This window comes from Actinophytocola glycyrrhizae (assembly GCF_042653545.1).
Classification (GTDB): Bacteria; Actinomycetota; Actinomycetes; order Mycobacteriales; family Pseudonocardiaceae; genus Actinophytocola; species Actinophytocola glycyrrhizae.
The window spans coordinates 122030-146218 of the sequence record NZ_JBHSIS010000007.1 but is presented as its reverse complement, the minus strand read 5'-3'; the positions used below and the strand labels follow the sequence as shown (position 1 = coordinate 146218).

Here is a 24189-nt window from a genome sequence, read left to right as displayed (position 1 = left end):
TCATGGCCGTACCGGCTTGGCTGTCCGATGCCGTGCTGTACCAGATCTACCCGCAGAGCTACGCCGACAGCAACGGCGACGGCATCGGTGACCTGAACGGCATCGAGTCCAAACTGGACTACCTGGCCTGGCTGGGAGTGAACACGGTCTGGCTCAACCCGTGCTTCGCCTCCCCGATGCGCGACGCGGGCTACGACGTGGCCGACTACTACGCGATCGACCCGCGCTACGGCAGCCGCGACGACCTGTCGAAGCTCGTGGACGCCGCGGGCCGCAAGGGAATCCGGGTGCTGCTCGACCTGGTGGCCGGGCACACGTCCGACCAGCACGAGTGGTTCGTCCGGTCGGCGGACGACCCGGCCGACGACCGCTACATCTGGGCGGACCGGCAGGCGCCGGGCTTCCAGCCGTCGCCGGGCAGCCGCAAGGGTTTCTACCTGCCGAACTTCTTCCCGGTGCAGCCCGCGCTGAACTTCGGGTACGGGCGCGAGGACCCGGCGGAGCCGTGGCGGCAGCCGGTCGACGCGCCCGGCCCGCGGGAGAACCGCCAGGCGCTGCGGGACATCATGGACTACTGGCTGAGCACCGGCGTGTCCGGTTTCCGCGTGGACATGGCGTCGTCGCTGGTGAAGGACGACCCGGGCAAGAAGGAGACCGCCGCGCTGTGGCGGGAGCTGCGGGACTGGCTCGACCACACGCATCCGGAGGCCGCGCTGTTCAGCGAGTGGGCGCAGCCGCAGGTCTCGGTGCCGTCGGGGTTCCACGGGGACTTCTTCCTGCACTTCGGCACCAGCCAGGCGTACCGGTCGCTGTTCCACAACGGCGCGGTGTACGACCACACCTACCGCCCCCGGCCGTGCTTCTTCGACGCGTCCGGCGCGGGCAGCGTGTCCGACTTCCTCGCCGAGTGGGCGACGGCGACGAGCGTGATCGGCGACGACGGGCACATCGTGCTGCCGTCGGCGAACCACGACTTCCCCCGGCTGGTGGCCGGTTCGCGCACCGGCGACCACGCCCGCGCGGCGATGGTGTTCATCCTGACGTGGCCGACGCTGCCCGCGATCTACTACGGCGACGAGATCGGCATGCAGTACCAGCCAGGGCTGCCGGATCTGGAGGGCAGCGTCCTCGGTGGTCAGCGCGCGGGTTACAACCGGGCGGGGTCACGGACCCCGATGCAGTGGGACAAGGCGGACCCCGAGGTCACGTACCTGCCGCCGCACCCGTCGCCGACCCGGCCGAACGTCGCCGACCAGCAGCAGGACCCGGAGTCGCTGCTCAACCTGGTGCGGGAGCTGATCGCGCTGCGGAAGTCGGATCCCGCCCTCGGCCCGGCCGGTGCCGTGGAGATCATCAACCCCGGCTACCCGTTCGTCTACCGGCGGGGCGGCAGGTTCACGGTCGCGGTCAACCCCGCGTTCGAGCCCGCGATCACGGACATCCCGGTGTCCGGCACGCAGGTGCTCGGCCGCGACACGACCCTGGACGACGGCAGGCTGCGCATGGCGGGCTTCAGCTACGCGGTGTTCGCGGACTGACAGGCCCTGCGGCACTCGGTGGGACTGACGCCGTGGAACCGTTTGAACGCGGTGCTGAAGCCGAACGCGTCCGCGTAACCGACCTGGTGGGCCACCGCGGCGACCGTCGCGGTGGTCCCGGTCAGCATGTCGACGGCCAGGGTCATCCGCCAGTCGGTGAGGTAGGTCAGCGGCGGGATGCCCACCAGCTTGGCGAAGCGGGTGGCGAGCGTCGTGCGGGACACCCCGGCCTCCCTGGCGAGCGTGGCCAGCGTCCACTGCCTGCCCGGCGCGTCGTGCATCGCGCGCAGCGCGGGGCCGACCGTGGCGTCGCCGAGCGCGTGCAGCCAGCCCGGCGTGTCCGCCCGGTCGAACCACGTGCGCAGCGTGCACACGACGAGCCAGTCGACCAGCCGGTCGAGGACGACCTGGGCGCTGTTCCCCTGTGCGGCGAGGAAGTCGCGGAGTGAGTCGCAGTCGTCGCCGTCCGGCACGACCACGAGGGGTGGCAGCACGCTCCGCAGGCGCGCGGGCACGGCGCCGTAGGTCCCGGTGAGCACGACCGCTGGGGCGTCACCGGTGACGACGCCCTCGCCCCGGACGACGGCGGTCTCCCCGGTCGCCACCGTGGTGCCGTCGATCCGGCCCTCGCCCCGCAACGGGGCGAACAGCGTCAGCGCGGTCTCGTCGGTGAACCGCAGCGTCCACGGCGGCGACAGTTCCGTGCTCGTGAGGCACGCGCTGTCCGCGCGGACACCGCGCAGCAGGTCGTCGAACGGGTCCATGGCATCCACGATAGCCGCGGACGATCGGACATGACCGCCGTACGCCGCGCCATGTCCGTGAGGGCCGCGCGGCGGTTGACTGCTGGGCATGACGACAGTGGTTCTCGGCGGGACAGGCAAGACCGGACGGCGGCTGGTGCGGACGCTGCGCGAGGCGGGGCACCCGGTGCGGGCGGTGTCGCGGTCGACGGAGGTGCGGTTCGACTGGTCCGATCAGGACACGTGGGCGGACGCGCTGGCGGGGGCGACGGCGGTGTACGTGATCGCGCCTGCGGATCCGGCGCTGGTGCCGTTGTTCGTGGAGCAGGCGGCGCCGGTCCGGCGGTTCGTGGTGCTGTCCGCGCGCGGCGCCGAGAACGTCGCAGCGGAGTCGTTCCGCGCCATGACGGCGATGGAGGAGGCGGTGCGGGAGTCCGGCGCGGAGTGGACGATCCTGCGGCCGAACAACTTCAGCCAGAACTTCGACGAGGACCTGTGGCACGCGCCGCTGCTGGCCGGCACGTTGACGCTGCCCATCGGTGACGTGCCGGAGCCGTTCGTCGACGCACGGGACATCGCGGACGTGGCGGCGGCCGCGCTGACCACCGACGGGCACCACGGGCAGGTGTACGACCTGTCGGGCCGGCGCGGCATGACCTTCGCCGAGGCGGTGGCGACGATCGCGGCGGCGACGGGACGGCCGCTGCGCTACGAGGAGGTGACACCGTCGGCGTACCGGGCGGAACTGCTGGCGGGCGGGGTGCCCGAGGAGTTCGCCGACGAGCTGGACGCGATCTTCGCCGCCATGCGGGCGGGACACATCTCGGCCCCCGGCGACGGGGTGCGCCGGGCACTGGGCAGGGACCCGATCGACTTCACCGACTACGTGACCAGCACCGCCGCGACGGGTGTGTGGTCGACGGACTGACCGCGGCCGGCGCCGTGGCGCCACCACGGCGCCGCGGGCCGGTGTGTCGACATGGCACGCCGTTCCACGTGTCCTGCCGGTGACTCACCCCGTCGGCGGGGTCCCCGCGACGAACACGTACTCGCGCCCCGGCCGGTCGGGGGCGTCGCGCACGTCCAGCACCCGGAAACCGTGCTGTGCCAGGCTCGCCGCCACCTCCTCCCGGTCACGGAACCGAAGGGTCGAGTCCGACGTGAGGACCGTGCCGTCGGCCAGGAACCGGTAGCCGCACCGGAAGGAGACGAAGGGCAACCGGACGTCGGTCACCGCCAGCCATCGTTCCACCACACCGATCCCCGGCACCGTCGCCATGACCGGTGCGGTGTCCGCCACCCAGTCCTCCCAGGCGCGACGTTCGGGACGCCGTGTCTCGAACACGAGGTGACCGCCGGGACGCAGAGCCCGGTGGATGCCCTGGAGCGTCCGTGACCAGTCGTCGTCGCTGAGGAAGACCTGTGCCACGTTGCCGGTCATCACCGCGAGATCGACAGCGAGGTCCGGCAACGTCGTGGCGTCGCCGTGGAGCCAGGTGGCCCGTTCGCTCCCCGGCTTCGCCTTCGCGACCGCGAGGGACGCCTCGGCCGGGTCCACGCCGACCACCGCGCGACCGCTTTCCGCGAGCAGGGCGACCAGGCAGCCGGTCCCACATCCGACGTCGAGGACGCGGCGCGCGCCCAGCTCGTCGGCGATGTTCAGGTAGACCGCCAGGTCGTCCCGGGCGCCATCGAACGCGTCGTAGACCGCGGCCAGCCGGGGATGAGCGAAGATCGCGTCAGGCACGACGGCATCCGGTGACCACGGCCGCTCCGGCAGTTGTCGTGCCGACCAGGATGTTCAGTGCGACTCCCTCGTGGGGGTGGCTCGGCCGCCTCCGGTCAGGAAGTCGAGGTCCACGCCGCGGTCGGCCTGCAGCACGTGGTCGACGTACAGCCGCTGCCAGCCCCTGGCTGGCGCGGCGAACGCGGCCGCCGCTTCCGGCGACACCGGGCGCGCCGACAGGTCCGCAGCCACCTCCAGCCGCCGGTTCGGCACGTCCAGCACCACCGTGTCACCGGTGCGGACGCGCCCCAGCGGTCCGTCGGCCGCCGCCTCGGGAGCCACGTGCAGCACGACCGTGCCGTACGCCGTGCCGCTCATCCGCGCGTCGCTGATCCGCACCATGTCGCGCACCCCCTTCGCCAGCACAGGTGCCGGGAGCGGGAAGTTGCCCACCTCCGGCATCCCCGGGTAGCCCTTCGGGCCGCACCCGCGCAGCACCAGCACCGCGTTCTCGTCCTCGACGGTGTCGATCCGCGCGTTGAGGTCCTCGATCGAGTCGAACACCACCGCCGGGCCGCGGTGGGTCAGCAACGCCGGGGTGGCCGCCGCGGGTTTGATCACCGCGCCGGACGGGGCCAGGTTGCCGCGCAGCACGGCAATACCCGCCGAGCCCTGCAACGGTGCGGACCTGCGGTGGATCACGGACTCGTCCCAGATCTTCGCCGACTCCAGGTACGACACCAGCGGCGAACCCGTGACCGTGGTCGCGGCCGGGTCCAGCAGGTCCGCCACCTCGCGCAGCACGGCGAGCAGGCCGCCCGCGCGGTGCAGGTCGTCCATCAGGTGCCTGCCGGCGGGCTGCAGGTCGACCAGCAGCGGGACCCCGGAACCGACGCGGTCGAAGTCCTCGAGGTCGAGGTGCACGCCGAGCCGCCCGGCGATGGCCAGCAGGTGCACGACCGCGTTCGTCGACCCGCCGACGGCCGCCAGCGCCACGATCGCGTTGAGGAACGACTCCCGCGTCAGCACGGTGCTCGGGCGGCGGTCGTCGGCGACCATCGACACCGACAGCCTGCCCGACCGGTGCGCCATCTCCAGCAGTCCGCTGTCCGGTGCCGGGGTGCCCGCGAGACCTGGGATCGTCATGCCCAGCGCCTCGGTCACGCACGCCATCGTCGACGCGGTGCCCATCGTGTTGCAGTGGCCGCGGCTGCGGATCATCGACGACTCCGACTTCATGAAGTCCTCGCGCGACAGGGTGCCTGCCCGGACTTCTTCCGACAGTCGCCACACGTCGGTGCCACAGCCGAGCGGCACACCGCGGAAGTGCCCGGTCAGCATCGGGCCACCCGGCACCACCAGCGCGGGCAGGTCGACCGAGCACGCTCCCATCAGCAGCGCGGGAATCGTCTTGTCGCACCCGCCGAGCAGCACGACGCCGTCGACCGGGTTGGCGCGCAGCAGTTCCTCGGTCGCCATCGCGGCGAGGTTGCGGAACAGCATGGCGGTCGGCCGCATCAGCGTCTCGCCGAGCGAAACGACCGGCAGGTGCAGTGGCACCCCGCCGGCCGCCCAGATGCCGTCGGCCACCGACTTCGCCACCTCGGTCAGGTGCGCGTTGCACGGCGTGAGGTCCGATGCGGTGTTGGCGATCGCGATGTGCGGCCGCCCGTCGAAGGAGTCCCCCGGCAGCCCTCGCCGCATCCACGCGCGGTGGATGTAGGCGTTGCGGTCGTCCCCGGCGTACCACGCTTGCGAACGAGACATGAAATGCCCTTCCAGACGGCGGAACCGGCCCGATTGCACCGTACCAACGGCTGGCTTAGCATTCCCGACATGGAACGCGATTCCGCGATTCGTCCGGTGGTGCGAGGAGCCGAGAGGTAGGACGATGGCCACCAAGAGCCGTGAGGCGCGTTCGACCAGGACCGAGGACCGGCCCGGCCAGACGAGCGCGAACTACCACACGCACGCGCTGACCCGCGGGCTCGTGCTGCTGGAGCTGCTGGCGTCGGCGCCGCCGCCGGTGACGCTGACCGGCATGCACGAGCGGACCGGGCTGCCCAAGAGCACGCTGGTGCGCCTGCTGGCCGCGTTGACCGAGATGCGGTTCGTGGTGCGGGTGGACGAACGGCCAGCCTACCGCCTCGGGCACAAGGTGACGGCGCTCGCCGACGCGTACGTGTCCAGTGTGGACCTCTCAGCCGTGGCCGGTGCCTACCTGGACGAGCTGGTGAGCGAGACGCAGCAGACGGCCGACCTCGGTCTGCTGGACGGCCGCGAGGTCGTGCACGTCTGCGTGCGGCGGCCGGACCGGCCGCTGCGGTTCGAGACCAGCCCAGGCAGGCGGGACAGCACGCACTGCACCGGTCTTGGCAAGATGCTGCTCGCCGGGGTCGCACCGGACCAGCTGGCCGCGCACGTGCCCGCCGAGCCGTTCCCCGCGTGCACCGAACGCACGATCACCTCGCTCGACGGGCTGGCGAAGGAGGTCAGGCGGACGCGGCGGCGCGGCCACGCGGTCGACGACAACGAGAGCAGCGCCGGGCTGAGGAGCCTCGCGGTGCCGGTGACCGGGAACGGACAGCGGGTCGCCGCGCTGTCGGTGTCCGGCCCGGCGGGCGAGTTCACGCCGAAGAAGCAGAAGGAGTACCTGGAATTGCTGCACGCGGCCGCGGACAGGCTGGCCGGCGATCCCGACGTGGTAGCGGTGCTGTCCAGGGCGCACGGGCCGACGCGCGAACCGTGATCGACGTCCGCGAGCCGGACTGTCCGATGTGGGTTCCGGCCGGAGGAGCCGACACGCGCAGGAGGCGGCGGGTCACCGCGTGTCGCCGACGAGACCCCTCGACTGGTTGCCCAGCGGGAACGCACTGATCTCACTCGGTCTCCCTGCGTAGCCCTTTCGGGCGGCTCGCGTATCTGAGTGGGAGGCCGGGTACTCCTTGTTGGTAACAATCCGTGAGAAAATTCGATGAAACCAATCAGGTCCATCACACGTCCCACGATTTGTTGTGCCGAGTGATAGACATAACTCCGCAGGGAAACGCCAACCAGGGGAACACGATGTCCGTGCTACCAGAAGGTCTGAACCACCGGGCCTTGTCCATGCTGAAAGCCATCGTCGCAGGTCGTGCACAGCTCAGCTGCTCGTCCGAGCCCGACCTGTTCATCGACGGTGTGCCATGCTGTGACCAGTACCTTGCCCACACGCTCGCGCACGAGGGTTTCATCGAGCCGGCACACCAGGGCGCCAGAGGGGAACTCGTGCCCGCGGCTCTGACCGACGCAGGCGTCGCCGCACTCGCCCCGGCCCCGGCCGCCGCCTGATCCGATTAGGCCGATTGCCAGATCAACCGGGAAAACGGCAATAACCCTCCCGGTAATCGACCGGCCACGCGGCGCCAATGTGCTTAGCGGTACTAAGTGACGCGCAGCGACCATCTGGCCGTGGAATTGCGCGGCGGTACAGCCACCAGGCGGTCGGCACCCGAACGCAGGCACCGACCGCCCGCCGATGGTCAGTCGAGCAGTTCCCGCACGGTCCCGGCACCGACCGTGCGGTTGCCCTCACGGATCGCGAACCCGAGCCCGACGCCCATCGCGATCGGCTTGCCGAGCGTCACGGACATCTCGACGGAGTCCCCCGGCAGCGCGACGGCGGTGTCGAGCAGCTCCACGTTGCCGACCACGTCGGTGGTGCGGAAGAAGAACTGCGGCCGGTAGTTGCTGGCGAACCCGGTGGCCCGCCCACCCTCCGATGTGGACAGCAGGTAGACGTGCGCGGTGAACCGGGTGTGCGGCAGCACCGACCCCGGCGCACACAGCACCTGCCCACGCCGCACCTCGTCGCGACGCACACCGCGAAGGAGCACGGCGGCGTTGTCCCCGGCCTCGGCGCGGTCGAGCGTCTTCCCGAACGTTTCGAGCCCGGTGCACACCGACGCCCGACTCGGCCCGAGCCCGACCACTTCGACCGGCGCCCCGACCTCGACGGTGCCCTGCTCGATGGCCCCGGTGACCACGGTTCCGCGCCCGGTGATCGTGAGGACGTTCTCGATCGGCATCAGGAACGGCCTTTCCAGAGGACGAGTCGGCACCGGTACGTGCGCGTCGACGGCCTCGAGCAGGTCGACGATGCCGCGCGCCCACACCGGGTCCCCCTGCAGCGCCCGGAGCCCGGAGACCCGCACGATGGGGGTGGCGTCCCCGTCGAACCCGTACCGCGACAGCAACTCCCGCAGCTCCAGCTCGACGAGGTCGAGCAGCTCCCCGTCCGGCACGAGGTCCACCTTGTTCAGCGCGACGACCATGTGCGGCACCCCGATCCGCCGCGCGAGGACGACGTGCTCCCGGGTCTGCGGCATGGCCCCGTCCTGCGCCGAGACGACCAGGATCGCGGCGTCGAGCTGAGCGGCACCGGTGATCATGTTCTTGACGTAGTCGGCGTGCCCCGGCATGTCGACGTGCGCGTAGTGCCGGGTGGCGGTCTCGTACTCGACGTGCGAGATGTTGATCGTGATCCCGCGTGCCTGCTCCTCAGGCGCCCGGTCGATCCCCTCGAACCCGACGTAGGTGGTCGTGGCGGGGTCCAGTTCGGCGAGCGTCCTGGTGATCGCGGCCGTGAGCGTCGTCTTCCCGTGGTCGACGTGCCCCATGGTCCCGATGTTGAGGTGCGGCTTGGTGCGCGCGAAGTGTTGCTTGGTCATGACTTTCCCTGGTGTGGAACGACGTCCGGAGAACCACGTGGCAGACCCACCCTCCCCGGCGGGTTCCCCGTGTACAGGCCACGCGGAGGAGGGTCAGAGTCGGGCGCCGTCCAACAAGGAAAGGGCGGCCAGGACCGAGTCCGCTGGGACGAACCCCAGGGACGCATCGATCATGACAACCCGGAACATGCGCAGAGGATGACATCCGATCCCTTCAGGCGTCACCCGATTTAACGTCCGGCGCTCCGTCCCGAAAGCGTCTTCACCGCACTCGAACCCACGCCGCGTCAGCTCGACGGGATGTCCACCGGCAATCCCGGCAGCCCGACATGAGCCCCCTGCGCCTGGTCGGCGCCAACCGCCCGCCACCACTCGAACTGGTCCGCGCCGTCGACGTCCCCCACGAGGACGGTGGCCCCGCTCCCCTGGACCAGCGGCACCAGATCCCGCACCACCCGAGTGAACAACGATCCTTCGTCAGCGACCCGCGCCACCACCCGGGAAGCCATCTTCACCGCCCGGACCGGCAGGTCCTCGAGGCAGGCCAGGTCTCCGCTGGTGGTCCCGAACTCGTACAGAACGACCGCGACCCCGATGTCGGCGAGTACGTGCAGGTTGTCCTCTGCCAGCCCGTCCCGCATGCACAGCGCCTGCACCGGCATGCCGACCTGCAGCTGTTCCGGGACGAGGGAGGTGTCGGCGAGTACCGCCCGCACCGTGGCCACCAGGTCCGGGTCGCCCGCGAACTCGCGGGTCAGTTCGACATACAGCACCGGCCGGCCGGGCATGTCCTTGAGGTCGGCGCAGGCGTGGCCGAGCATCCACCGGCCGATGGGCAGCGAGAAGCCGGTTTCCGCGAGCACCTGCAGGCAACGGTCGTGGTCCAGTGAGCCGTCCGGGTGGTCCCAGCGCAGCATGGCCTGCACCGCGGCGACCTTGCCGGTGGCGTACGAGACGACCGGCTGGTACTCCAGCTCGATCTCGCCGTTCTCCCACGCGCCTGGCATGGAGCTGGCGAGGTGGAACAGTTCGCGGTCGGCCTCGTTCTGCTGTTCGTCGACCATGCCCCACTGGCGGCGGCCGGTCTGCTTGAGCCTGCGCAGCGTGATGTCGGTGGCGCGCAACAGGTCCGCCGGTGTGGTACCCGGTGTCGGCTGGTGCAGCACCGCGATGGTGGCCGTCGCCGCCACGCCGTGGTCGCCGACGAACACCGGCTCCGCCAGTTCCTCGTTGATGCGGGTCGCCATCGTGGCGCTCGTCGGGGTCGTCGGCCGGTGCTCCACCAGCACGCCGAACTCGTCGCCGTCGAAGCGTGCGACGGTCGCGTTCTCGTCGGCGAACACCTCGTTGAGGCGCATGGCGACGGTCCGCAGCAGGCGGTCACCCGCCTCCCGGCCGAGGCCGTCGTTCACCGCGTGGAAACCGTCGAGGTCCAGGTGCAGGACGGTGAGCTCGTCGGCCGTGTTCTGGTCGGACAGCGCCTCCTCCAGCTTGCCGACGAACCGCTGCCGGTTCGCGAGCCCGGTCAGCGCGTCGTGCGTGGCCTGGAACTGGAGCTGGTTCTCCAGGAAGTGGCGGTCCGACACGTCCTCGACGGTCGTGACGAAATACGTCGGTGTGCCGGCGGGAGTGCGCAGCACCGACGCCGAAAGGTGGACCAGTGCCTCCTCCCCGTCGTTCTTCACGAGTCGTCGTCGCTCGCGGAACGGCAGCGCGTCCTCTTCGAGGAGGACCTGGTAGCGCAGCCTGAGGTAGTCGGTGTCGTCCGGGTGGAAGACCTCGTCGAGCCGGGTGGCGGCCAGCTTGCCGCGCCGGTGTTCGAGGATGTCGGCGAGTGCGCGGTTGGTGCGGACGATGCCGAGGTCGAGATTGGTGATCGCCATGCCGACGCTGGACGTGGAGAAGACCTCCTCGAACCTGGCTTCGCTGTCCCGCAACGCGTTCTCCGCGTTCTCGCGGGCGCGGATCAGCGCGAGCGTCAGCCCTTCCTGTTCGGAGAACAGCCGCTGCCGCATGCCTTCCGCGAGTCCCCTGGCGAGCGAGCCGAACACGTCCACGAGACGCCCCGGCAGGCCGATGAGGTCCGCGACCCCCGACAGCTTCGGCATCCGCTCACCCAGTACCTTGATGGTCACGTCGAGACATTCGGATCCGGCGAAACCCAGTGCCACCAAGCGTTCTGCGACATCCAGAACCGGCTGCTCGGCGTAGGGCTCCCGCTGCGCGGCACCGGCGAGCGCATCGAGGGCCGTTGCCAGCTCACCCTCGACGTGGTCCCGCGCGTGCGCCACGTAGATGACCTGTGCCAGCGCGTCCGCCCACTCGCGCGCAAGCTCAGATCGATCCACCGGAGCCTTCCAGCGGCCAAGTCATCCGGGTTGTCCTTCTCCGGTTCAAGCGGTTTGTGACATTACCAGTGAAAGCGCAACCCCTCTGCACCCAAAAGGGGACCGATCACCGCCACGGTGCACACCCTATGTGCTGGAAGCTAGGCTATTCGAGTGAACTACCGAGGGTAGCGATCACCGCGCCACGCTGGGCAGATACGGAACGCAACTGCCTCCGCCAATGGCGGTACGTAATCCTCACACTACTGCGCTTCATATTCCGTCAGGCGTTACCCGGAGTCGTTCTGTCACGCTCCGACGATGTGCTCCGGCCGCACCGGCACCCGGGACAGCGCCAGGCCGGTCGCCGCGCGGATGGCGGCCACGATCGCGGGCGTCGACGACAGCGTCGGCGGCTCCCCCACGCCCCGCAACCCGTACGGCGCGTGGGGATCCGCCCGTTCGAGCACGTCGATCGACATCGGCGGCATGTCCAGCACGGTCGGGATGAGGTAGTCGGTGAACGACGGGTTGCGCACCACGCCACCCTCGACCTGGATCTCCTCCATCACCGCGAGCCCGAGCCCCTGCGCGGAGCCGCCCTGGATCTGCCCGAGCACCGCGTCCGGGTTCATGGCACGGCCGACGTCCTGCGCACACGCCAGCTCCACCACCCGCACGAGCCCGAGCTCGACGTCAACGTCGACCACCGCGCGGTGCGCGGCGAACGCGTACTGCACGTGCGCGAACCCCTGCCCTGTCACGGGATCCAGCGGTTCCGTCGGCCGGTGCCGCCACTCGACGGTCCGGTCCACCACCTCCTCGCCGAGCACCTCGACGAGGTCCGCGAGCACCTCGTGCGTCGCCGAAACGACCTTCCCGCCCGCGAGCGCGGTCGCCGCGAACCCACGCGCCGCGGCCAGTTCCAGCACCCTGGCGCGCACCTGCTCGCACGCCGCCCGCACCGCGCCGCCCGTGACGTAACTCTGCCGCGACGCCGACGAGGACCCCGCGCTGCCGACGAACGTGTTAGACGGCTGGATCTGCACCCGCTGCACACCCAGCTCGGTCCGCGCGATCTGCGCCTTCAGCGTGACCAGGCCCTGCCCGACCTCCGCGGCGGCCGTGTGCACGGACACCACCGGCTCGCCCGCGATCACCTCCAGCCGCACGCGTGCGGTCGAGTAGTCGTCGAAACCCTCGGAGAACCCGACGTTCTTGATGCCGACGCCGTATCCGACACCACGCACGACACCCTCGCCGTGCGTGGTGTTGGAGACCCCGCCCGGCAGCTCACGCAGGTCACGCGGGCCGGTCGGGACGGCGGGCATCGGCTTGGCACGAACCCGTTCCAGCAGCTCGGCGACCGGCGCTGGCGCGTCGATCACCTGGCCGGTCGGCATGGTGGTGCCGCGCTCGGCGGCGTTCCTGACCCGCAGGTCGACCGGGTCCATGCCGAGCGCGGCCGCGAGCCGGTCCATCTGCGACTCGTAGCCGAAGCACGCCTGCACGGCGCCGAAGCCCCGCATCGCACCGCACGGCGGGTTGTTGGTGTACACGCCGTAGCAGTCGACCCGCACGTTCGGCACCCGGTACGGCCCGGCCCCGAGCGTGGCCGCGTTGCCGGTGACGGCCGCGGTCGTCGACGCGTAGGCGCCGCCGTCGAGGATGATCTCCGCCTTGACGTAGACGAGGTCGCCGTCGCGGGTGGCGCCGTGCTCGTACCGCATGAGCGCGGGGTGGCGGTGCACGTGCCCGAAGAACGACTCCTCGCGGCCGTAGGAGAACTTGACCGGCCTGCGGGTGCGCAGCGCGAGCAGGCACGCGTGGATCTGCATGGACAGGTCCTCGCGCGCGCCGAACGCGCCACCGACACCGGCGAGGTGCAGCCGGACCTCGTCCTCGGCCAGCCCCAGCGCACGGGTGACCTGCCGCTGGTCGGCGTGCAGCCACTGGGTGGCGACGTAGAGGTCGACGCCGCCGTCCTCGGCGGGCACCGCGAGCCCGGACTCCGGCCCCAGGAACGCCTGGTCCTGCATGCCGACCGTGTACTCGCCGGTCACCACGACCGCCGCGGTCGGCGACTCCTCGCCGAACCGGATCGGCGCGTGGCGGACGACGTTGCCGCCCTCGTGCCCGGGGTGCAGCACCGGCGACTCCGGGCGCATCGCGGCCTCGGCGTCGGTCACCGGGGTCAGGACCTCGTAGTCGACGACGACGCGATCGGCGGCCCGGCGTGCGGTCTCCGGGTGGTCGGCGGCCACGATCGCGACCGGCTCCCCCTGGTAGCGCACGACGTCCACGGCCAGCACCGGCTGGTCGGGGTGCTCGAGCCCGTAGAGGTTCTCGCCTGGCACGTCCTCGTGGGTGAGCACGGCGTACACGCCGGGCAGCTTCAGCGCCTCGGTGAGGTCGACGCCCCTGATCCGCGCGTACGGGTGCGGACTGCGCAGCGTGGCGCCCCACAGCATGTCGTCGGCCCACAGGTCCGACGAGTACGCGAACTCACCCCTGGTCTTCTGCGCGCCGTCGGGCCGCACCGGGCTGTCGCCGACCCCGCCGGTGACGTTCGTGACGAGTGGTTGCCCCGTTGTGGTGGTGGTCATGCCCTCTCCGCCAGCATTCGCGACGCGACGCCGAGTGCGCTCGCCACATCGGGTTCGGACACGGTGCGGCACTCGTCGTCCTCGACGACCACGTTGCCGCCCGCGAGCAGCAGCGCCAGCGGCGGCAGCGCACCGAACACCAGCGCAGCCACCGGGTCGGCGATACCGGCGTGGTTCATGCCGGTCAGCCGCCACACGGCCAGGTCGGCCTGCTTGCCGACCTCTAGCGAGCCGATCTCCGCCTCGCGGCCCAGGCAGCGGGCACCACCTCGGGTGGCGAGCCACAGCCCGTCGCGGACGGTGGCCGAGTGCGGGCCGTTCCGCTGCCGTGCCAGGTAGACGGCCTGGCGCAGCTCGATGCCGAGCCCACCGTCCTCGTTGGACGCGGCACCGTCGGCGCCGAGCCCGACCGGGGCACCGGCGTGCACCAGGTCCTGCACCCGGGCGATGCCGGCACCGAGGCGTGAGTTGGAGGTCGGGCAGTGCGCGACACCCGTGCCGGTCGCGCCGAGCCGGGCGACCGCGTCGTCGGAGAAGTGGATGCCGTGCGCGAACCACACGTCCTCGCCCAGCCAGCCGAGCCGGTCGGCCAACTCGGCCGGGGTGCAGCCGAACTCGTCGAGGCACTGACGTTCCTCGTCGAGGGTCTCGGCGAGGTGGGTGTGGAGGCGGACGCCCTTGTCCCGCGCCAGTTCCGCGGCCTTGCGCATCAGGTCCTCGCTCACCGTGAACGGCGAGCACGGACCGACCGCGACCCGCACGAACGAGCCGGGCGACGGGTCGTGGAACCGGTCGATGGCCTCGGCGGTGCCGGTCAGCGCGCCGTCCAGGGTCTCCACGATCGAGTCCGGCGGCAGACCGCCCTGTGACTCGCCCCGGTCCATGGAGCCACGTACCCCGTGCAGCCGGATGCCGACCGTGCGGGCGGCCTCGACGGTCGCGCCGAACACGTCACCGCCGTTGCGCGGGATGACGTAGTGGTGGTCCGCGGCGGTGGTGCAGCCCGTGCGGGCGAGCCGGGTGAGGCCCGCGACCGCCGCGGTGTGCACGGTCGTCTCGTCGATGCCCGCCCACACCGGGTACAGCGTGGTGAGCCACTCGAACAGCGTGGCGTCCTGCGCGTAGCCGCGGGTGGCCCACTGGTACAGGTGGTGGTGGGTGTTGACGAAGCCCGGCGTGACGAGGCAGCCGGTGCCGTCGACGTACCGCTGGGCGTCCAGCCCCGGCGGCGCGGGACCGTCGCCGACCGCCTCGATGACGTCGTCCTTCACGACGACGTGCCCGTACCGGTACTCGGTGCCCGCGCCCTCGGCACCGTCGACGGTCGCGACGGCCGCGTTCTCGATGACGGTCCTCATGCCTGCTCCCGCACGGTGCGCGCCGCGAGCCGGACGGCGTCCAGAATCTTCTCGTATCCCGTGCAACGGCACAGGTTCCCGGCCAGTGCCTCACGGATCTCGGCGTCGCTCGCACCGGGCCTGCGGTGCACCAGGTCGTGCGCGGCGACGACGAGCCCAGGGGTGCAGAAGCCGCACTGGACCGCGCCGGTGCGGACGAACGCGTCCTGCACCGGGTCCAGTTCCTCCTCGCTGCCGAGGCCCTCGACGGTACGCACGGACCGGCCCTGCGCCTGACCGGCCGCGACGAGGCACGCGCACACCGGCGTGCCGTCGAGGTAGACGGTGCAGGACCCGCATTCCCCTTGCTCGCAGGCGTTCTTCGAGCCGGGCAGCCCGAGCCGCTCCCGCAGCACGTACAGCAGGCTCTCGCCCGGCCACACGTCGTCCGCGGCACGCTGCTCGCCGTTGACCTCCACGTTGACCCTCATCACCCAACAACCTCCTGCCAGGCCCAGCCGAGTGCGCGGCGGGCGAGCACGGACAGCGCGTGGCGGCGGTAGGCCGCGCTCCCGCGCACGTCGTCCATCGGCCGCGCCGCGGCGGCGACCAGTTCGCCGAACGCCCGCGCGGTGTTCTCCTGCAACGGTTTCCCGGTGCCCCACGGCAGCTCGGTGACCGCGAACTCCTCCGCCTCCCGCGCCCGCAGCGGGGTCGGTCCCGCCGACCCGATGCCGGTGCCGACCGACTTGTTCGTGACGTCGAGCGCGACCGCGAACGAGCACACGGCGATGACCATCGCGTTGCGGGTGCCGACCTTCGCGAACTGCTGCGGCCCGGCGGCGTTCGGCACCCGGACCGCGACGATCAGCTCGTCGGGTTCGAGCGCGGACTTCTTGGGGCCGGAGAAGAACTCGCGCGCGGGCACGATCCGCGTGCCACGCACGGACGCCACCTCGACGTCGGCGGCGACCGCGAGCAGCGGCGGGTGCGCGTCCCCTGCGGGCGACGCGGACCCGAGGTTGCCGCCGACCGTGCCCCGGTTGCGGATCTGCGGCGACCCGACGGTGCGGGACGCCATCGCGAGCCCGGGGAGCACGTCGGCCAGTTCGGTCACGACCCGCGTGTACGGCACCGCCGCGCCCAGGGCGACGTGGCCGTTCTCCTGTGACCACCGGGAAAGCTCCGCGACCCGGCCGAGGTCGAGCAGCGCGGCCGGGCGGCGGATGTCGAAGTTCAGCTCAACCATGACGTCGGTGCCACCCGCGATCGGCACCGCGGCCGGGAACTCGGCCTTCATCGCCAGCGCTTCGTCCAACGTGGACGGTCGAAGGAAGTCCATCGTCACCACCACGCGAGACCGGGCTCCGGCGCGCCGTCCCGCACCACGGAGCCCTCGATGAGCCCGTAGGGCCGGTCGGCCGCGAAGAACACCTCGCCGGGGTTGTCCAGCTCGAACGCAGAGAGGTCGACGGGGAAGTGGTGCTTGTTCGGCAGCGAAAGGCGCACCTCGGCCAGCTCCTCCCGGTGCCGCAGCACCCGTTCGCCCATCGCGTGCAGGGTTTGCTGCAGCGAAAGGGAATGCGTGTCGGCGAAGGCGTCGACGAGGTGGCTGGTCGCCTCCCGGTGCGAGTCGTTCCAGTCGGTGCCCTCCGCGGTCATGTGCCGCCAGTCGGCACGCACTGCGGTGGCGAGGATGCGGTCGTCGGTCTCGGCGAGGGTGGTGTACCTGTCCTTGTGGAAGCCGTGGAACTCCGACCCGGTCGTGTTCATCACCACCAGGTCGTCCACGCCGGACACCACGGTCACGGCGGCGCCGTCGTAGGTGACGGTCGTGGTGCGGGTGCCCGAGTTGCGGATGAACGAGTGGTGCGCGACCCGCTCCCAGCTGTACTGCTCGATCCGCACGCGGGCGCGGTGGATCGTCGGTGTCGTGTCGACGAAGTGCCGCGCGAGCCGTGCCGCGAACGCCTCGATGGCGCCGATCCCGTCGCGGGCGAAGGCGTAGACGGTGTTCTTCTGCGTGTCGGTGGGCAGCACGCCGGCGTTGTCGCCGGTCAGGTGCGTGGCGGCGAGGTCGCCTGCCAGCGCGGTGCTGACGTTGAGGTCGGTGACCTCGTGGCGGTCGGGGTGCCGGTCGACCCGCACGAGACGGGTCTCGGCCTTGCCGTACTGGTTGTCACCAAGGCGGATTTCCATGGGTCAGCTCCCCCGGTAGGTCGAGTAGCCGTACGGGCTGATGAGCAGCGGCACGTGGTAGTGGCTGTCGTCGGTGACCCGGAAGGCGACGGTGACCTCTGGGTAGAACTCGCCGCGGATCTCGAAGACGAGCCGGTACACGCCGGGCTCGGCGGTGTCCCAGCCGGAGATGCGCCCGTCGTCGTCGGTGTGCCCGTCGGCGATGGTGCGCCAGCCCGCGTCGTGCAGCTCGAGCCGCACGGGGACCCCCGAGGCCGGCCGTCCCTCGCTCGTGTTCAGCACGTGGGTGGAGAGACTCATGAGAACGCCTTCCCGAGCCGCAGGTCCACGATCTTGCGCAGCTCCTCGCGGACCACGTCGCGTTCGGTCGCCGGGTCGTTGCCGAGGCGGGTGCGCAGGGCGGTCAGGATCTGCTCACCGGTCATGCCGGTGGCACAGATGAGGAAGACGTGGCCGAACCGCTCCTCGTACACGACGTTGCCCGCCACGAGGTCCTCGCTGGGGGCGGCGCCTGCCTGTTCGGCACGGGACCAGGCGGCCTCGGGGCCGGACCCGGTCGCGCGCTCCCCGATGCGTGGGTGGGCGGCGAGCGCGTGCTCGACGTCGGCCCAGTCGAGCGCGCGGAGGACCTGCTCGGAGACGGCGCGCAGCTGCGCGAGGTCGTGGTACGGGCGCCGGGCGAGGATCTCGTCGGCCCAGCGACGGGACGCGCAGCAGGCGAGCAGGTCGTGCTCCGCGGCCGCGGGCTCCTCGGCGTTCAGCCGGTCGAGCGGTGAATCATCGGACATCCTCGGCACTGTACCGGCGTTGTCGCTGGCCGACAGTGTCTCCCGGGTGGACTCGCACAACGTTCGCAGGTGCGATCACGTCCACACGAACGACGGCGCCCGGTCCCGGACGTCGCGGCCGTGGCCGAGCATCGGCACGACCACGGCCCGGGCGGGTGGTTTCACTCCTCGTCCACCCACTCGAGGAGGTCGCCGGGCTGGCAGTCGAGCACCCGGCACATGGCCTCCAGGGTGGAGAAGCGCACCGCTTTGGCCCTGCCGTTCTTCAGCACCGCGACGTTCGCCGGGGTGAGCCCGACGCGTTCGGCGAACTCGCCGACGCTCATCTTGCGCTTGGCCAGCTCGACGTCGATGCGCACGACGATCGGCATCAGATCACCGCTTCCATGTCGGTGCGCAGCGTGGTGGCCTGGCGCAGCAGCGCGCGCATCACGATCATCAACAGCCCCAGCGCGGTGACCCCCGTCGTCAGCAGGAACAGCAGCAGCGGCAGGCCGGGGTCGTCGGCGTTGAACCCCACGTACAGGAACACGCCGACCAGCACCGCCCAGCCCGCGCCGATGGCCGCCACGATCGCGTTCACCCACACCATGGCACCCGGCGTGAAGATCTTGTCCTGCCTGACCAGGGTGAGCAGCTTCCAGGTGGCCACGATCACCACCTGAACGCACAGCACCCAGAAGATCGTCACGACGGTCGCCGGCCACCGCAGGTAGGCGAGGTCGGGGTTCTCCCGTGCCATGTGCGCGAACTGCCCCGGCAGCGACATGACCTGGAACAGAACCAGCACCCCGAACAGCACGACAAGGAACACCCGAAGCGGCACGACAACTCGATACACAGACAACATACATCGATTATCAACACCCATCTATCGAAAGTCAATCGACCAACCCCACCCCCCCCACACACACAAGCCCCACCCCAAACCCGCGAGTCCCCCGTCCAGAACCCGCGAGTCCCCGGTTCAGAACTCGCGAGTCCCGCGTTCAGGACCCGCGAGTTCCCCGTTCAGGACCGCGAAGTTGACGGTTCGGCACGAACGGTTGTGTCGCGAACCGCCAACTCACCGGTTCCGAACCGGGGACTCGCGGGTTCCGGATGGGGGACTCGCGCGGGGGTTAGTCCAGGACGGCTAGTGCGTCGATCTCTACCAGGAGGTTTTCTGGGAGGCCTACGTAGACTGTGGTGCGGGCTGGGAAGGACTCTTCGAAGAACTCTCGGTACGCGTCGTTCATCTCGCCGAAGTGGGCCGTGTCGGTCAGGTAGACGCGGCACATCACCACGTCGTCGAGGGTCGCGCCGCCGGCCTCCAGGATCGCCCGCACGTTGTGCATGACCTGGCGCGTCTGCTCGGTGACCGTGGTGCCCACGATCTCGTTCGTCGAGGGGTGGAACGCCACCTGGCCGGCCACCTGCAGGATGTTGCCCTTGCGGATGCCGTGCGTGAGCGGCACCGTCGGGATCTTCGTGCCCTCCGGGTGGATCGCGACCTTCGCCATCAGTTGTTCCTCCTCGTTTGCGGGTAACCACACTCGGCGGACGCCGCCGACGCCGCGGCCAGCAGCGCGGGCACCAGCTCCAGCAGACCGTCCAGGTCGAGCACGACCTGCGGCACCGACAGCGACAACGCGGCGAGCACCTCACCCCGCGCCCCGCGCACCGGCGCGGCCACGCAGTGGATGTGCTCCTCGTGCTCCTCGTCGTCGATCGCGTAACCCCGCGCCGCCACCCGGTCCAGCTCGGCCAGGTACGCGCGCGGCGTCGTGATCGTGTTCGGGGTCATCCTCTCGTACGTGAGCGACGCGGCGAGCGCCCCGCGCTCGTCCTCGGGCAACGCGGCCACCAGCACCTTCGCCACCGCCGTGCAGTGCAGCGGCGCGCGGCGGCCGATGCGGGAGTACATCCGCACGTTGTGGCGGCTCTCGTACTTGTCGACGTAGATCACCTCACCGTCCTCGTAGGTCGCGAGGTGCACGGTGTGCCCGGTCTCGGCGTTCAGGCCGCGCAGCGCGGGCTCCACGCTGCGCCGCACGTCCCGCTCGTCGAGCGCACGGAACGCCAGCTCGAACAGCGACGTGCCGAGCCGGTAGTACCGGACCCCGTCGCGCTGCACGAACCGGTGCGACTCGAGCGTGCGCAGCAGCCGCAGCACGGTCGTCTTGTGCACGTCGAGCCGCATCGCCAGCTCGTCGAGGGTCCGCTGACCGTTCGCCAGCTCGTCGAGCAGCACCAGCGCACGGTCGAGGCTCTGACTCACAGCAGGTCTCCGGTCACGTGCGCGGCGGCCCACTCGGCCTCGGACGCGCGCAGCATCGCGGCCACGTACGCAGGCGGCAGGGACGGGCCGACGTCGTGGTGGGTGCGCAGCGCGGTGGCGGCACGCAGGTGCCCGGCCCGCAGCCGCCGCCTCGGCGACTGCCCGGCGAGGGTCGCCCACAGGAACCCGGCGGCGAACGCGTCACCGGCGCCGACCGGCTCGACCACGTCGACCTTCAGCGCGGGCTGGAACAGCACGTCGCCGCCCTCGACGAGGGTCGCGCCAGCCGCGCCCTGCTTGACCACGAGCGTCGCCGGTTCCGGCAGCAGCGCACGGATCTCCTCCGGCTGCTCGACGTCCCACACGAGCTTGGCCTCGTCGGCGCCGACGAACACGACGTCCGACGCGGCGGCGAGGTCCCGCAGCACCGACGGGTCGCGGTCGGACCACAGCCGGGGCCGCCAGTTGAGGTCGAACGACAGCGTGAACGTCCTCGGCCGGTGCACCAGGTGGTCCATCAGCGCGAGGCAGCTGTCCGACAGTGCGGGCGTGATCCCGCTGGTGTGCACGACCCGCACCCCGTCGAGCGCGAGGGAGTCGAGCAGTGCCGGGCCCATGCCGGAAGCGGCGGAACCGCGGCGGTAGTAGCGGACCGGGCTGCCCGAGACGTCGCGTTCCTTGACGTACAGGCCGGTCGGCCGGTCCTCGTCGACCGCGACACCGGACACGTCGACGCCGAACGTGGCGATCGCCGCGGTGATCGCCGTGCCGAACGCGTCGTCGCCGACCGCGCTCACCCACGCCGCCCGCAGTCCGAGCGCGGCAACGTGACAGGCCACATTGGACTCGGCGCCGCCGACCGTGCGGTGCCACGTCGTCACCTCGGCGGGCGGACCGGGTTCGGCGGGCACGAACATGGCCATGGTCTCACCGAGACAGAGCACGTCTGGCATGCCTACCGGCCACCCCTTCACGCCGTTGACTGGTCGGCCGAGGAGATGCTACACACCTTTGTGGCACATAGCGCAATAGCCGTTGCACGATACGCAATATGAGGTGGGCGAATGCCGCAGATCACCCCGGGCAGGCTGGACCCCGCCGCCCTCGACGCTCTTCTCGACGAGCGGATCGACTGGCGATTCAAGGCAATCCCGGCTTCGCTGTCCGGATCGTCCATCCGGGACGCCAGGGACCGACGGCTGAACCTGTTCCGTGACGGCTTCCTCCCACCGGTCACGGTCCTCGACGAACCCGCGCTCACCCACAACATCGCCACCATGGCCGACCTGTGCGCGCGCCACGGTTTCGCCCACGCACCGCACGGCAAGACCACGATGGCGCCGCAGCTGTTCGCGCGCCAGTTCGCGCACGGCGCGTGGGGGCAGACCGCGGCGAACGCGAGCCAGCTGCGGATCTACCGCGCGTTCGGCGTGAACCGGGTGATCCTCGCGAACGAACTGGTCGACGCGGCCGCGCTCCGCTGGCTCGCCGGTGAGCTGGACCGCGACGCCGGTTTCGAGTTCTGGTGCTGGGCCGACACCGAACGGGGTGTCGAGCTGATGACGGCCGCGCTGCGCGAGGCGGCGCCGTCGCGACCGGTGGACGTGCTGATCGAGCTCGGCGTGCCGGGCGGGCGCACCGGGTGCCGCGACCGCGCCGCCGCGCTGGCGGTGGCCGAGGCGGTCGCGGCGAGCCCGGTGCTGCGCCTGACCGGCGTCGCGAGCTACGAGGGCGCGGTGGCGGGCGACGCAACGACGGACGGGCTCGCGGCCGTGCACTCCCATCTGACCGGGCTGCGGGCGCTGGCGGTGGACCTCGCCGAACGCGGGCACTTCGCAGGCGTCGACCAGGTGGTCGTGACCGCGGGCGGCAGCGCGTTCTTCGACCAGGTCGTCGACGTGCTCGGCGCGCCGTGGCCGGACGGGCTGCCCGTGCTGCCCGTGCTGCGCAGCGGCGCGTACCTGACGCACGACGAGGGGTTCTACGAGCGCAACTCCCCGCTCGGCGCGCGGCCCCGGCTCGACGGCGCGCGGCTGCGGCCGGCGGTGCGGGCGTGGGCGCAGGTCAACTCGCGGCCCGAGCCGCGGCTCGCGTTCATCACCGCGGGCAAGCGGGACGTGCCCTACGACATCGACCTGCCGGTGCCCGAACTGCGGCGCGCGGGTGGCGTGACCGCACCGCTGACCGGCTGCGTGGTGACGAAGGTCAACGACCAGCACGGGTTCGTCCGGCTCGGCGCGGACGCGGCGCTGGCGGTCGGCGACTGGGTCGGGCTGGGGCTGTCCCATCCGTGCACGACGTTCGACAAGGTGCCGATGGTGCCGATGGTCGGCGCCGACGGCGAGACCGTGGTCGACCTCATACGGACGTTCTTCTGATGCTCACGTTCCTCGGTGCGACGGTGGTCGACGGTACCGGCGGCCCGTCGTACCGAGCGGACGTGACCGTCGACGGTGGTCGGATCACGGCGGTGGGCAACGCGGGCGGCGGGCGTGTGGTGGACGCGGACGGACTGGTCCTCGCACCCGGGTTCATCGACATGCACAGCCACTCCGACCTGCAGGTGCTCGCGAACCCCGGACACCTGGCGAAGGTCTCGCAGGGTGTCACGCTGGAGGTGCTCGGCCAGGACGGGCTGTCCTACGCGCCGGTCGACGACGACACCCTCGCGGTCCTGCGCACCCAGCTCGCCGGGTGGAACGACGACCCGCCCGGCTTCGACTGGGACTGGCGCGGCGTCGGCGAGTACCTGGACCGGCTCGACCGCGGCATCGCGGTGAACGCGGCGTACCTCGTGCCGCAGGGAACGGTGCGGATGCTAGTGGTGGGCTGGGCAGCGCGCCCGGCCACGGAGTCCGAAGTGGACCGGATGCGGGCGCTGGTCGCGACCGGGCTCGCCGAGGGTGCGATGGGCATGTCGTCCGGGCTCACCTACCCCCCGGGCATGTACGCCGACACCGCCGAGCTGGTGGCGTTGTGCGAGGTCGTCGGGAAGGGCGGCGGCTACCACAGCCCGCACCACCGCAGCTACGGCGCCGGTGCGCTGGCGGCGTACGCGGAGATGGTCGAGGTGTCACGGCGGTCCGGCTGCCCGCTGCACCTCGCGCACGCCACCATGAACTTCCCGGTCAACTCCGGCCGCGCCGGTGAGCTGTTGTCGTTGCTGGACAACGCGATCGCGGACGGCTGCGACATCACGCTCGACACCTACCCGTACCTGCCGGGCGCGACCTACCTGTCCGCGCTGCTGCCGAGCTGGGCCACCGAGGGCGGCCCGGCCGCGACCATCGCCCGGCTGTCCGATGTAGACAGCCGGGAGCGGATCCGCGCCGACCTCGAGGACCACGGCTGCGACGGCTGTCACGGCGTGCCGGTCGACTGGGAGTCGATCGAGGTTAACGGCGTCCGCCGCGCCGAGAACGCCCACCTGGTCGGGAAGTCCGTCGCGGCGTCGGCACGGGCGGCGGGCAGGACACCGGCCGAGCTGTACTTCGACACGCTGGTGTCGGAACGGCTCGGCACGTCGTGCCTCATGCATGTCGGCCACGAGGACAACGTGCGCGCGATCATGCGGCACCCCGCGCACACCGGCGGCAGCGACGGGCTGCTGGTCGGCGACCGGCCGCATCCCAGGGCGTGGGGCACGTTCCCCCGTTACCTGGCGCGGTACGTGCGTGAGCTGGGGGTGCTCGGCCTGGAGGAATGCGTCGCGCACCTGACCGGAGCCGCGGCGCGGCGGCTGCGACTGACCGACCGGGGGTTCGTGCGCGAGGGGTATGCCGCGGACCTCGTGCTGTTCGACCCGGCGACGGTGGCCGACACGGCCACGTTCGACGATCCGCGCTCACCCGCGGCGGGCATCCCGTACGTCCTGGTGAACGGCGTTCCCGTCATCGACGACGGCAGGCACACCGGCGCGCTCGCCGGCCGCTCGATCCGCAACAAGGGAGTCTGAC

Annotated in this window: 23 protein-coding genes; 6 read left to right on the top strand and 17 right to left on the bottom strand. The window is 71.2% G+C overall.

Annotation, left to right across the window (positions count from 1 at the left end; translation table 11 throughout):
• The first annotated feature begins 2 nt into the window (after positions 1-2).
• Complete coding sequence (locus tag ACFPCV_RS16620; protein WP_378057080.1) at positions 3-1538, top strand: alpha-amylase family glycosyl hydrolase; 1536 nt, start codon at positions 3-5, stop codon at positions 1536-1538.
• Here the strand turns inward: ACFPCV_RS16620 and ACFPCV_RS16615 are convergent.
• The gene (locus ACFPCV_RS16615) at positions 1517-2302 is read right to left on the bottom strand and encodes an AraC family transcriptional regulator (RefSeq protein WP_378057079.1); all 786 of its coding nucleotides are present in this window, start codon (positions 2300-2302) and stop codon (positions 1517-1519) included. The two genes, ACFPCV_RS16620 and ACFPCV_RS16615, sit on opposite strands and share 22 nt — an antisense overlap.
• An 88-nt stretch (positions 2303-2390) precedes the next feature.
• Between ACFPCV_RS16615 and ACFPCV_RS16610 the strand changes: the two genes are divergently transcribed.
• Positions 2391-3209, top strand: a complete 819-nt coding sequence (locus tag ACFPCV_RS16610; protein WP_378057078.1) for an NAD(P)H-binding protein — start codon at positions 2391-2393, stop codon at positions 3207-3209.
• A gap of 84 nt (positions 3210-3293) precedes the next feature.
• On the opposite strand, the gene ACFPCV_RS16605 is transcribed toward ACFPCV_RS16610, so the two are convergent.
• On the bottom strand, positions 3294-4028 hold the full coding sequence (locus tag ACFPCV_RS16605; RefSeq protein WP_378057077.1) for a class I SAM-dependent methyltransferase: 735 nt from the start codon (positions 4026-4028) through the stop codon (positions 3294-3296).
• Positions 4029-4082: 54 nt separating this feature from the next.
• The gene (locus ACFPCV_RS16600; RefSeq protein ID WP_378057076.1) at positions 4083-5774 is read right to left on the bottom strand and encodes a dihydroxy-acid dehydratase; all 1692 of its coding nucleotides are present in this window, start codon (positions 5772-5774) and stop codon (positions 4083-4085) included.
• Positions 5775-5898: 124 nt separating this feature from the next.
• On the opposite strand from ACFPCV_RS16600, the gene ACFPCV_RS16595 reads away from it, so the two are divergent.
• Positions 5899-6756, top strand: coding sequence for an IclR family transcriptional regulator (locus tag ACFPCV_RS16595; RefSeq protein WP_378057075.1), 858 nt, complete (start codon positions 5899-5901; stop codon positions 6754-6756).
• Positions 6757-7073: 317 nt separating this feature from the next.
• The gene (locus tag ACFPCV_RS16590; RefSeq protein WP_378057074.1) at positions 7074-7337 is read left to right on the top strand and encodes a hypothetical protein; all 264 of its coding nucleotides are present in this window, start codon (positions 7074-7076) and stop codon (positions 7335-7337) included.
• A 191-nt stretch (positions 7338-7528) separates the two neighbouring features.
• Here ACFPCV_RS16590 and tuf read toward each other — a convergent pair whose 3' ends face one another.
• The 14 genes from tuf to ACFPCV_RS16520 form a co-directional block, all read right to left on the bottom strand.
• A complete protein-coding gene (tuf, locus tag ACFPCV_RS16585) occupies positions 7529-8716 on the bottom strand; it encodes an elongation factor Tu (protein WP_378057073.1) in 1188 nt (395 codons plus the stop codon).
• A gap of 287 nt (positions 8717-9003) precedes the next feature.
• Positions 9004-11064, bottom strand: a complete 2061-nt coding sequence (locus ACFPCV_RS16580) for a putative bifunctional diguanylate cyclase/phosphodiesterase (RefSeq protein WP_378057072.1) — start codon at positions 11062-11064, stop codon at positions 9004-9006.
• A 287-nt stretch (positions 11065-11351) separates the two neighbouring features.
• Entirely contained in the window at positions 11352-13649 is a 2298-nt protein-coding gene (gene pucD / locus ACFPCV_RS16575; protein ID WP_378057071.1) for a xanthine dehydrogenase subunit D, read from the bottom strand.
• Entirely contained in the window at positions 13646-15007 is a 1362-nt protein-coding gene (locus ACFPCV_RS16570) for an 8-oxoguanine deaminase (protein WP_378057070.1), read from the bottom strand. Before ACFPCV_RS16570 ends, pucD begins: the two co-directional genes overlap by 4 nt.
• The gene (locus ACFPCV_RS16565) at positions 15004-15477 is read right to left on the bottom strand and encodes a (2Fe-2S)-binding protein (RefSeq protein ID WP_378057069.1); all 474 of its coding nucleotides are present in this window, start codon (positions 15475-15477) and stop codon (positions 15004-15006) included. Before ACFPCV_RS16565 ends, ACFPCV_RS16570 begins: the two co-directional genes overlap by 4 nt.
• Positions 15477-16328: an FAD binding domain-containing protein gene (locus ACFPCV_RS16560; RefSeq protein WP_378057068.1), complete on the bottom strand. Its 852-nt coding sequence runs from the start codon at positions 16326-16328 to the stop codon at positions 15477-15479. Before ACFPCV_RS16560 ends, ACFPCV_RS16565 begins: the two co-directional genes overlap by 1 nt.
• Before the next feature lie 2 nt (positions 16329-16330).
• Positions 16331-17185, bottom strand: a complete 855-nt coding sequence (pucL, locus tag ACFPCV_RS16555; RefSeq protein WP_378057067.1) for a factor-independent urate hydroxylase — start codon at positions 17183-17185, stop codon at positions 16331-16333.
• A gap of 3 nt (positions 17186-17188) precedes the next feature.
• Complete coding sequence (uraH, locus tag ACFPCV_RS16550) at positions 17189-17485, bottom strand: hydroxyisourate hydrolase (RefSeq protein WP_378057066.1); 297 nt, start codon at positions 17483-17485, stop codon at positions 17189-17191.
• Entirely contained in the window at positions 17482-17973 is a 492-nt protein-coding gene (uraD, locus tag ACFPCV_RS16545; protein ID WP_378057065.1) for a 2-oxo-4-hydroxy-4-carboxy-5-ureidoimidazoline decarboxylase, read from the bottom strand. Before uraD ends, uraH begins: the two co-directional genes overlap by 4 nt.
• A gap of 161 nt (positions 17974-18134) precedes the next feature.
• Positions 18135-18344, bottom strand: coding sequence for a helix-turn-helix domain-containing protein (locus ACFPCV_RS16540; RefSeq protein ID WP_378057064.1), 210 nt, complete (start codon positions 18342-18344; stop codon positions 18135-18137).
• Entirely contained in the window at positions 18344-18823 is a 480-nt protein-coding gene (locus tag ACFPCV_RS16535; protein WP_378057063.1) for a DUF2975 domain-containing protein, read from the bottom strand. Before ACFPCV_RS16535 ends, ACFPCV_RS16540 begins: the two co-directional genes overlap by 1 nt.
• Positions 18824-19094: 271 nt before the next feature.
• Positions 19095-19475, bottom strand: a complete 381-nt coding sequence (locus ACFPCV_RS16530) for a RidA family protein (RefSeq protein ID WP_378057062.1) — start codon at positions 19473-19475, stop codon at positions 19095-19097.
• Positions 19475-20233, bottom strand: a complete 759-nt coding sequence (locus ACFPCV_RS16525; protein ID WP_378057061.1) for an IclR family transcriptional regulator — start codon at positions 20231-20233, stop codon at positions 19475-19477. The genes ACFPCV_RS16530 and ACFPCV_RS16525 overlap by 1 nt, the downstream gene beginning before the upstream one ends.
• Positions 20230-21186 (bottom strand): sugar kinase, encoded by a 957-nt coding sequence (locus ACFPCV_RS16520; RefSeq protein WP_378057060.1) that lies wholly within the window; start codon positions 21184-21186, stop codon positions 20230-20232. Before ACFPCV_RS16520 ends, ACFPCV_RS16525 begins: the two co-directional genes overlap by 4 nt.
• 111 nt (positions 21187-21297) lie before the next feature.
• On the opposite strand from ACFPCV_RS16520, the gene ACFPCV_RS16515 reads away from it, so the two are divergent.
• Both ACFPCV_RS16515 and ACFPCV_RS16510 read left to right on the top strand, forming a co-directional pair.
• A complete protein-coding gene (locus ACFPCV_RS16515) occupies positions 21298-22611 on the top strand; it encodes a type III PLP-dependent enzyme domain-containing protein (protein ID WP_378057059.1) in 1314 nt (437 codons plus the stop codon).
• A complete protein-coding gene (locus ACFPCV_RS16510; RefSeq protein ID WP_378057058.1) occupies positions 22611-24188 on the top strand; it encodes an N-acyl-D-amino-acid deacylase family protein in 1578 nt (525 codons plus the stop codon). Before ACFPCV_RS16515 ends, ACFPCV_RS16510 begins: the two co-directional genes overlap by 1 nt.
• Position 24189 lies beyond the last annotated feature (1 nt).

What these genes read in the sequence shown, in the direction of transcription:
- ACFPCV_RS16535 (WP_378057063.1), bottom strand. Translation starts at nt 18,823, where the DNA reads ATGTTGTCTGTGTATCGAGTTGTCGTGCCGCTTCGGGTGTTCCTTGTC.
- ACFPCV_RS16515 (WP_378057059.1), top strand. Translation starts at nt 21,298, where the DNA reads ATGCCGCAGATCACCCCGGGCAGGCTGGACCCCGCCGCCCTCGACGCT.
- ACFPCV_RS16520 (WP_378057060.1), bottom strand. Translation starts at nt 21,186, where the DNA reads ATGCCAGACGTGCTCTGTCTCGGTGAGACCATGGCCATGTTCGTGCCC.
- ACFPCV_RS16590 (WP_378057074.1), top strand. Translation starts at nt 7,074, where the DNA reads ATGTCCGTGCTACCAGAAGGTCTGAACCACCGGGCCTTGTCCATGCTG.
- ACFPCV_RS16620 (WP_378057080.1), top strand. Translation starts at nt 3, where the DNA reads ATGGCCGTACCGGCTTGGCTGTCCGATGCCGTGCTGTACCAGATCTAC.
- ACFPCV_RS16570 (WP_378057070.1), bottom strand. Translation starts at nt 15,007, where the DNA reads ATGAGGACCGTCATCGAGAACGCGGCCGTCGCGACCGTCGACGGTGCC.
- ACFPCV_RS16610 (WP_378057078.1), top strand. Translation starts at nt 2,391, where the DNA reads ATGACGACAGTGGTTCTCGGCGGGACAGGCAAGACCGGACGGCGGCTG.
- uraD (WP_378057065.1), bottom strand. Translation starts at nt 17,973, where the DNA reads ATGTCCGATGATTCACCGCTCGACCGGCTGAACGCCGAGGAGCCCGCG.
- ACFPCV_RS16565 (WP_378057069.1), bottom strand. Translation starts at nt 15,477, where the DNA reads ATGAGGGTCAACGTGGAGGTCAACGGCGAGCAGCGTGCCGCGGACGAC.
- ACFPCV_RS16540 (WP_378057064.1), bottom strand. Translation starts at nt 18,344, where the DNA reads ATGCCGATCGTCGTGCGCATCGACGTCGAGCTGGCCAAGCGCAAGATG.
- uraH (WP_378057066.1), bottom strand. Translation starts at nt 17,485, where the DNA reads ATGAGTCTCTCCACCCACGTGCTGAACACGAGCGAGGGACGGCCGGCC.
- pucD (WP_378057071.1), bottom strand. Translation starts at nt 13,649, where the DNA reads ATGACCACCACCACAACGGGGCAACCACTCGTCACGAACGTCACCGGC.
- ACFPCV_RS16530 (WP_378057062.1), bottom strand. Translation starts at nt 19,475, where the DNA reads ATGGCGAAGGTCGCGATCCACCCGGAGGGCACGAAGATCCCGACGGTG.
- tuf (WP_378057073.1), bottom strand. Translation starts at nt 8,716, where the DNA reads ATGACCAAGCAACACTTCGCGCGCACCAAGCCGCACCTCAACATCGGG.
- pucL (WP_378057067.1), bottom strand. Translation starts at nt 17,185, where the DNA reads ATGGAAATCCGCCTTGGTGACAACCAGTACGGCAAGGCCGAGACCCGT.
- ACFPCV_RS16560 (WP_378057068.1), bottom strand. Translation starts at nt 16,328, where the DNA reads ATGGACTTCCTTCGACCGTCCACGTTGGACGAAGCGCTGGCGATGAAG.
- ACFPCV_RS16510 (WP_378057058.1), top strand. Translation starts at nt 22,611, where the DNA reads ATGCTCACGTTCCTCGGTGCGACGGTGGTCGACGGTACCGGCGGCCCG.
- ACFPCV_RS16595 (WP_378057075.1), top strand. Translation starts at nt 5,899, where the DNA reads ATGGCCACCAAGAGCCGTGAGGCGCGTTCGACCAGGACCGAGGACCGG.
- ACFPCV_RS16615 (WP_378057079.1), bottom strand. Translation starts at nt 2,302, where the DNA reads ATGGACCCGTTCGACGACCTGCTGCGCGGTGTCCGCGCGGACAGCGCG.
- ACFPCV_RS16600 (WP_378057076.1), bottom strand. Translation starts at nt 5,774, where the DNA reads ATGTCTCGTTCGCAAGCGTGGTACGCCGGGGACGACCGCAACGCCTAC.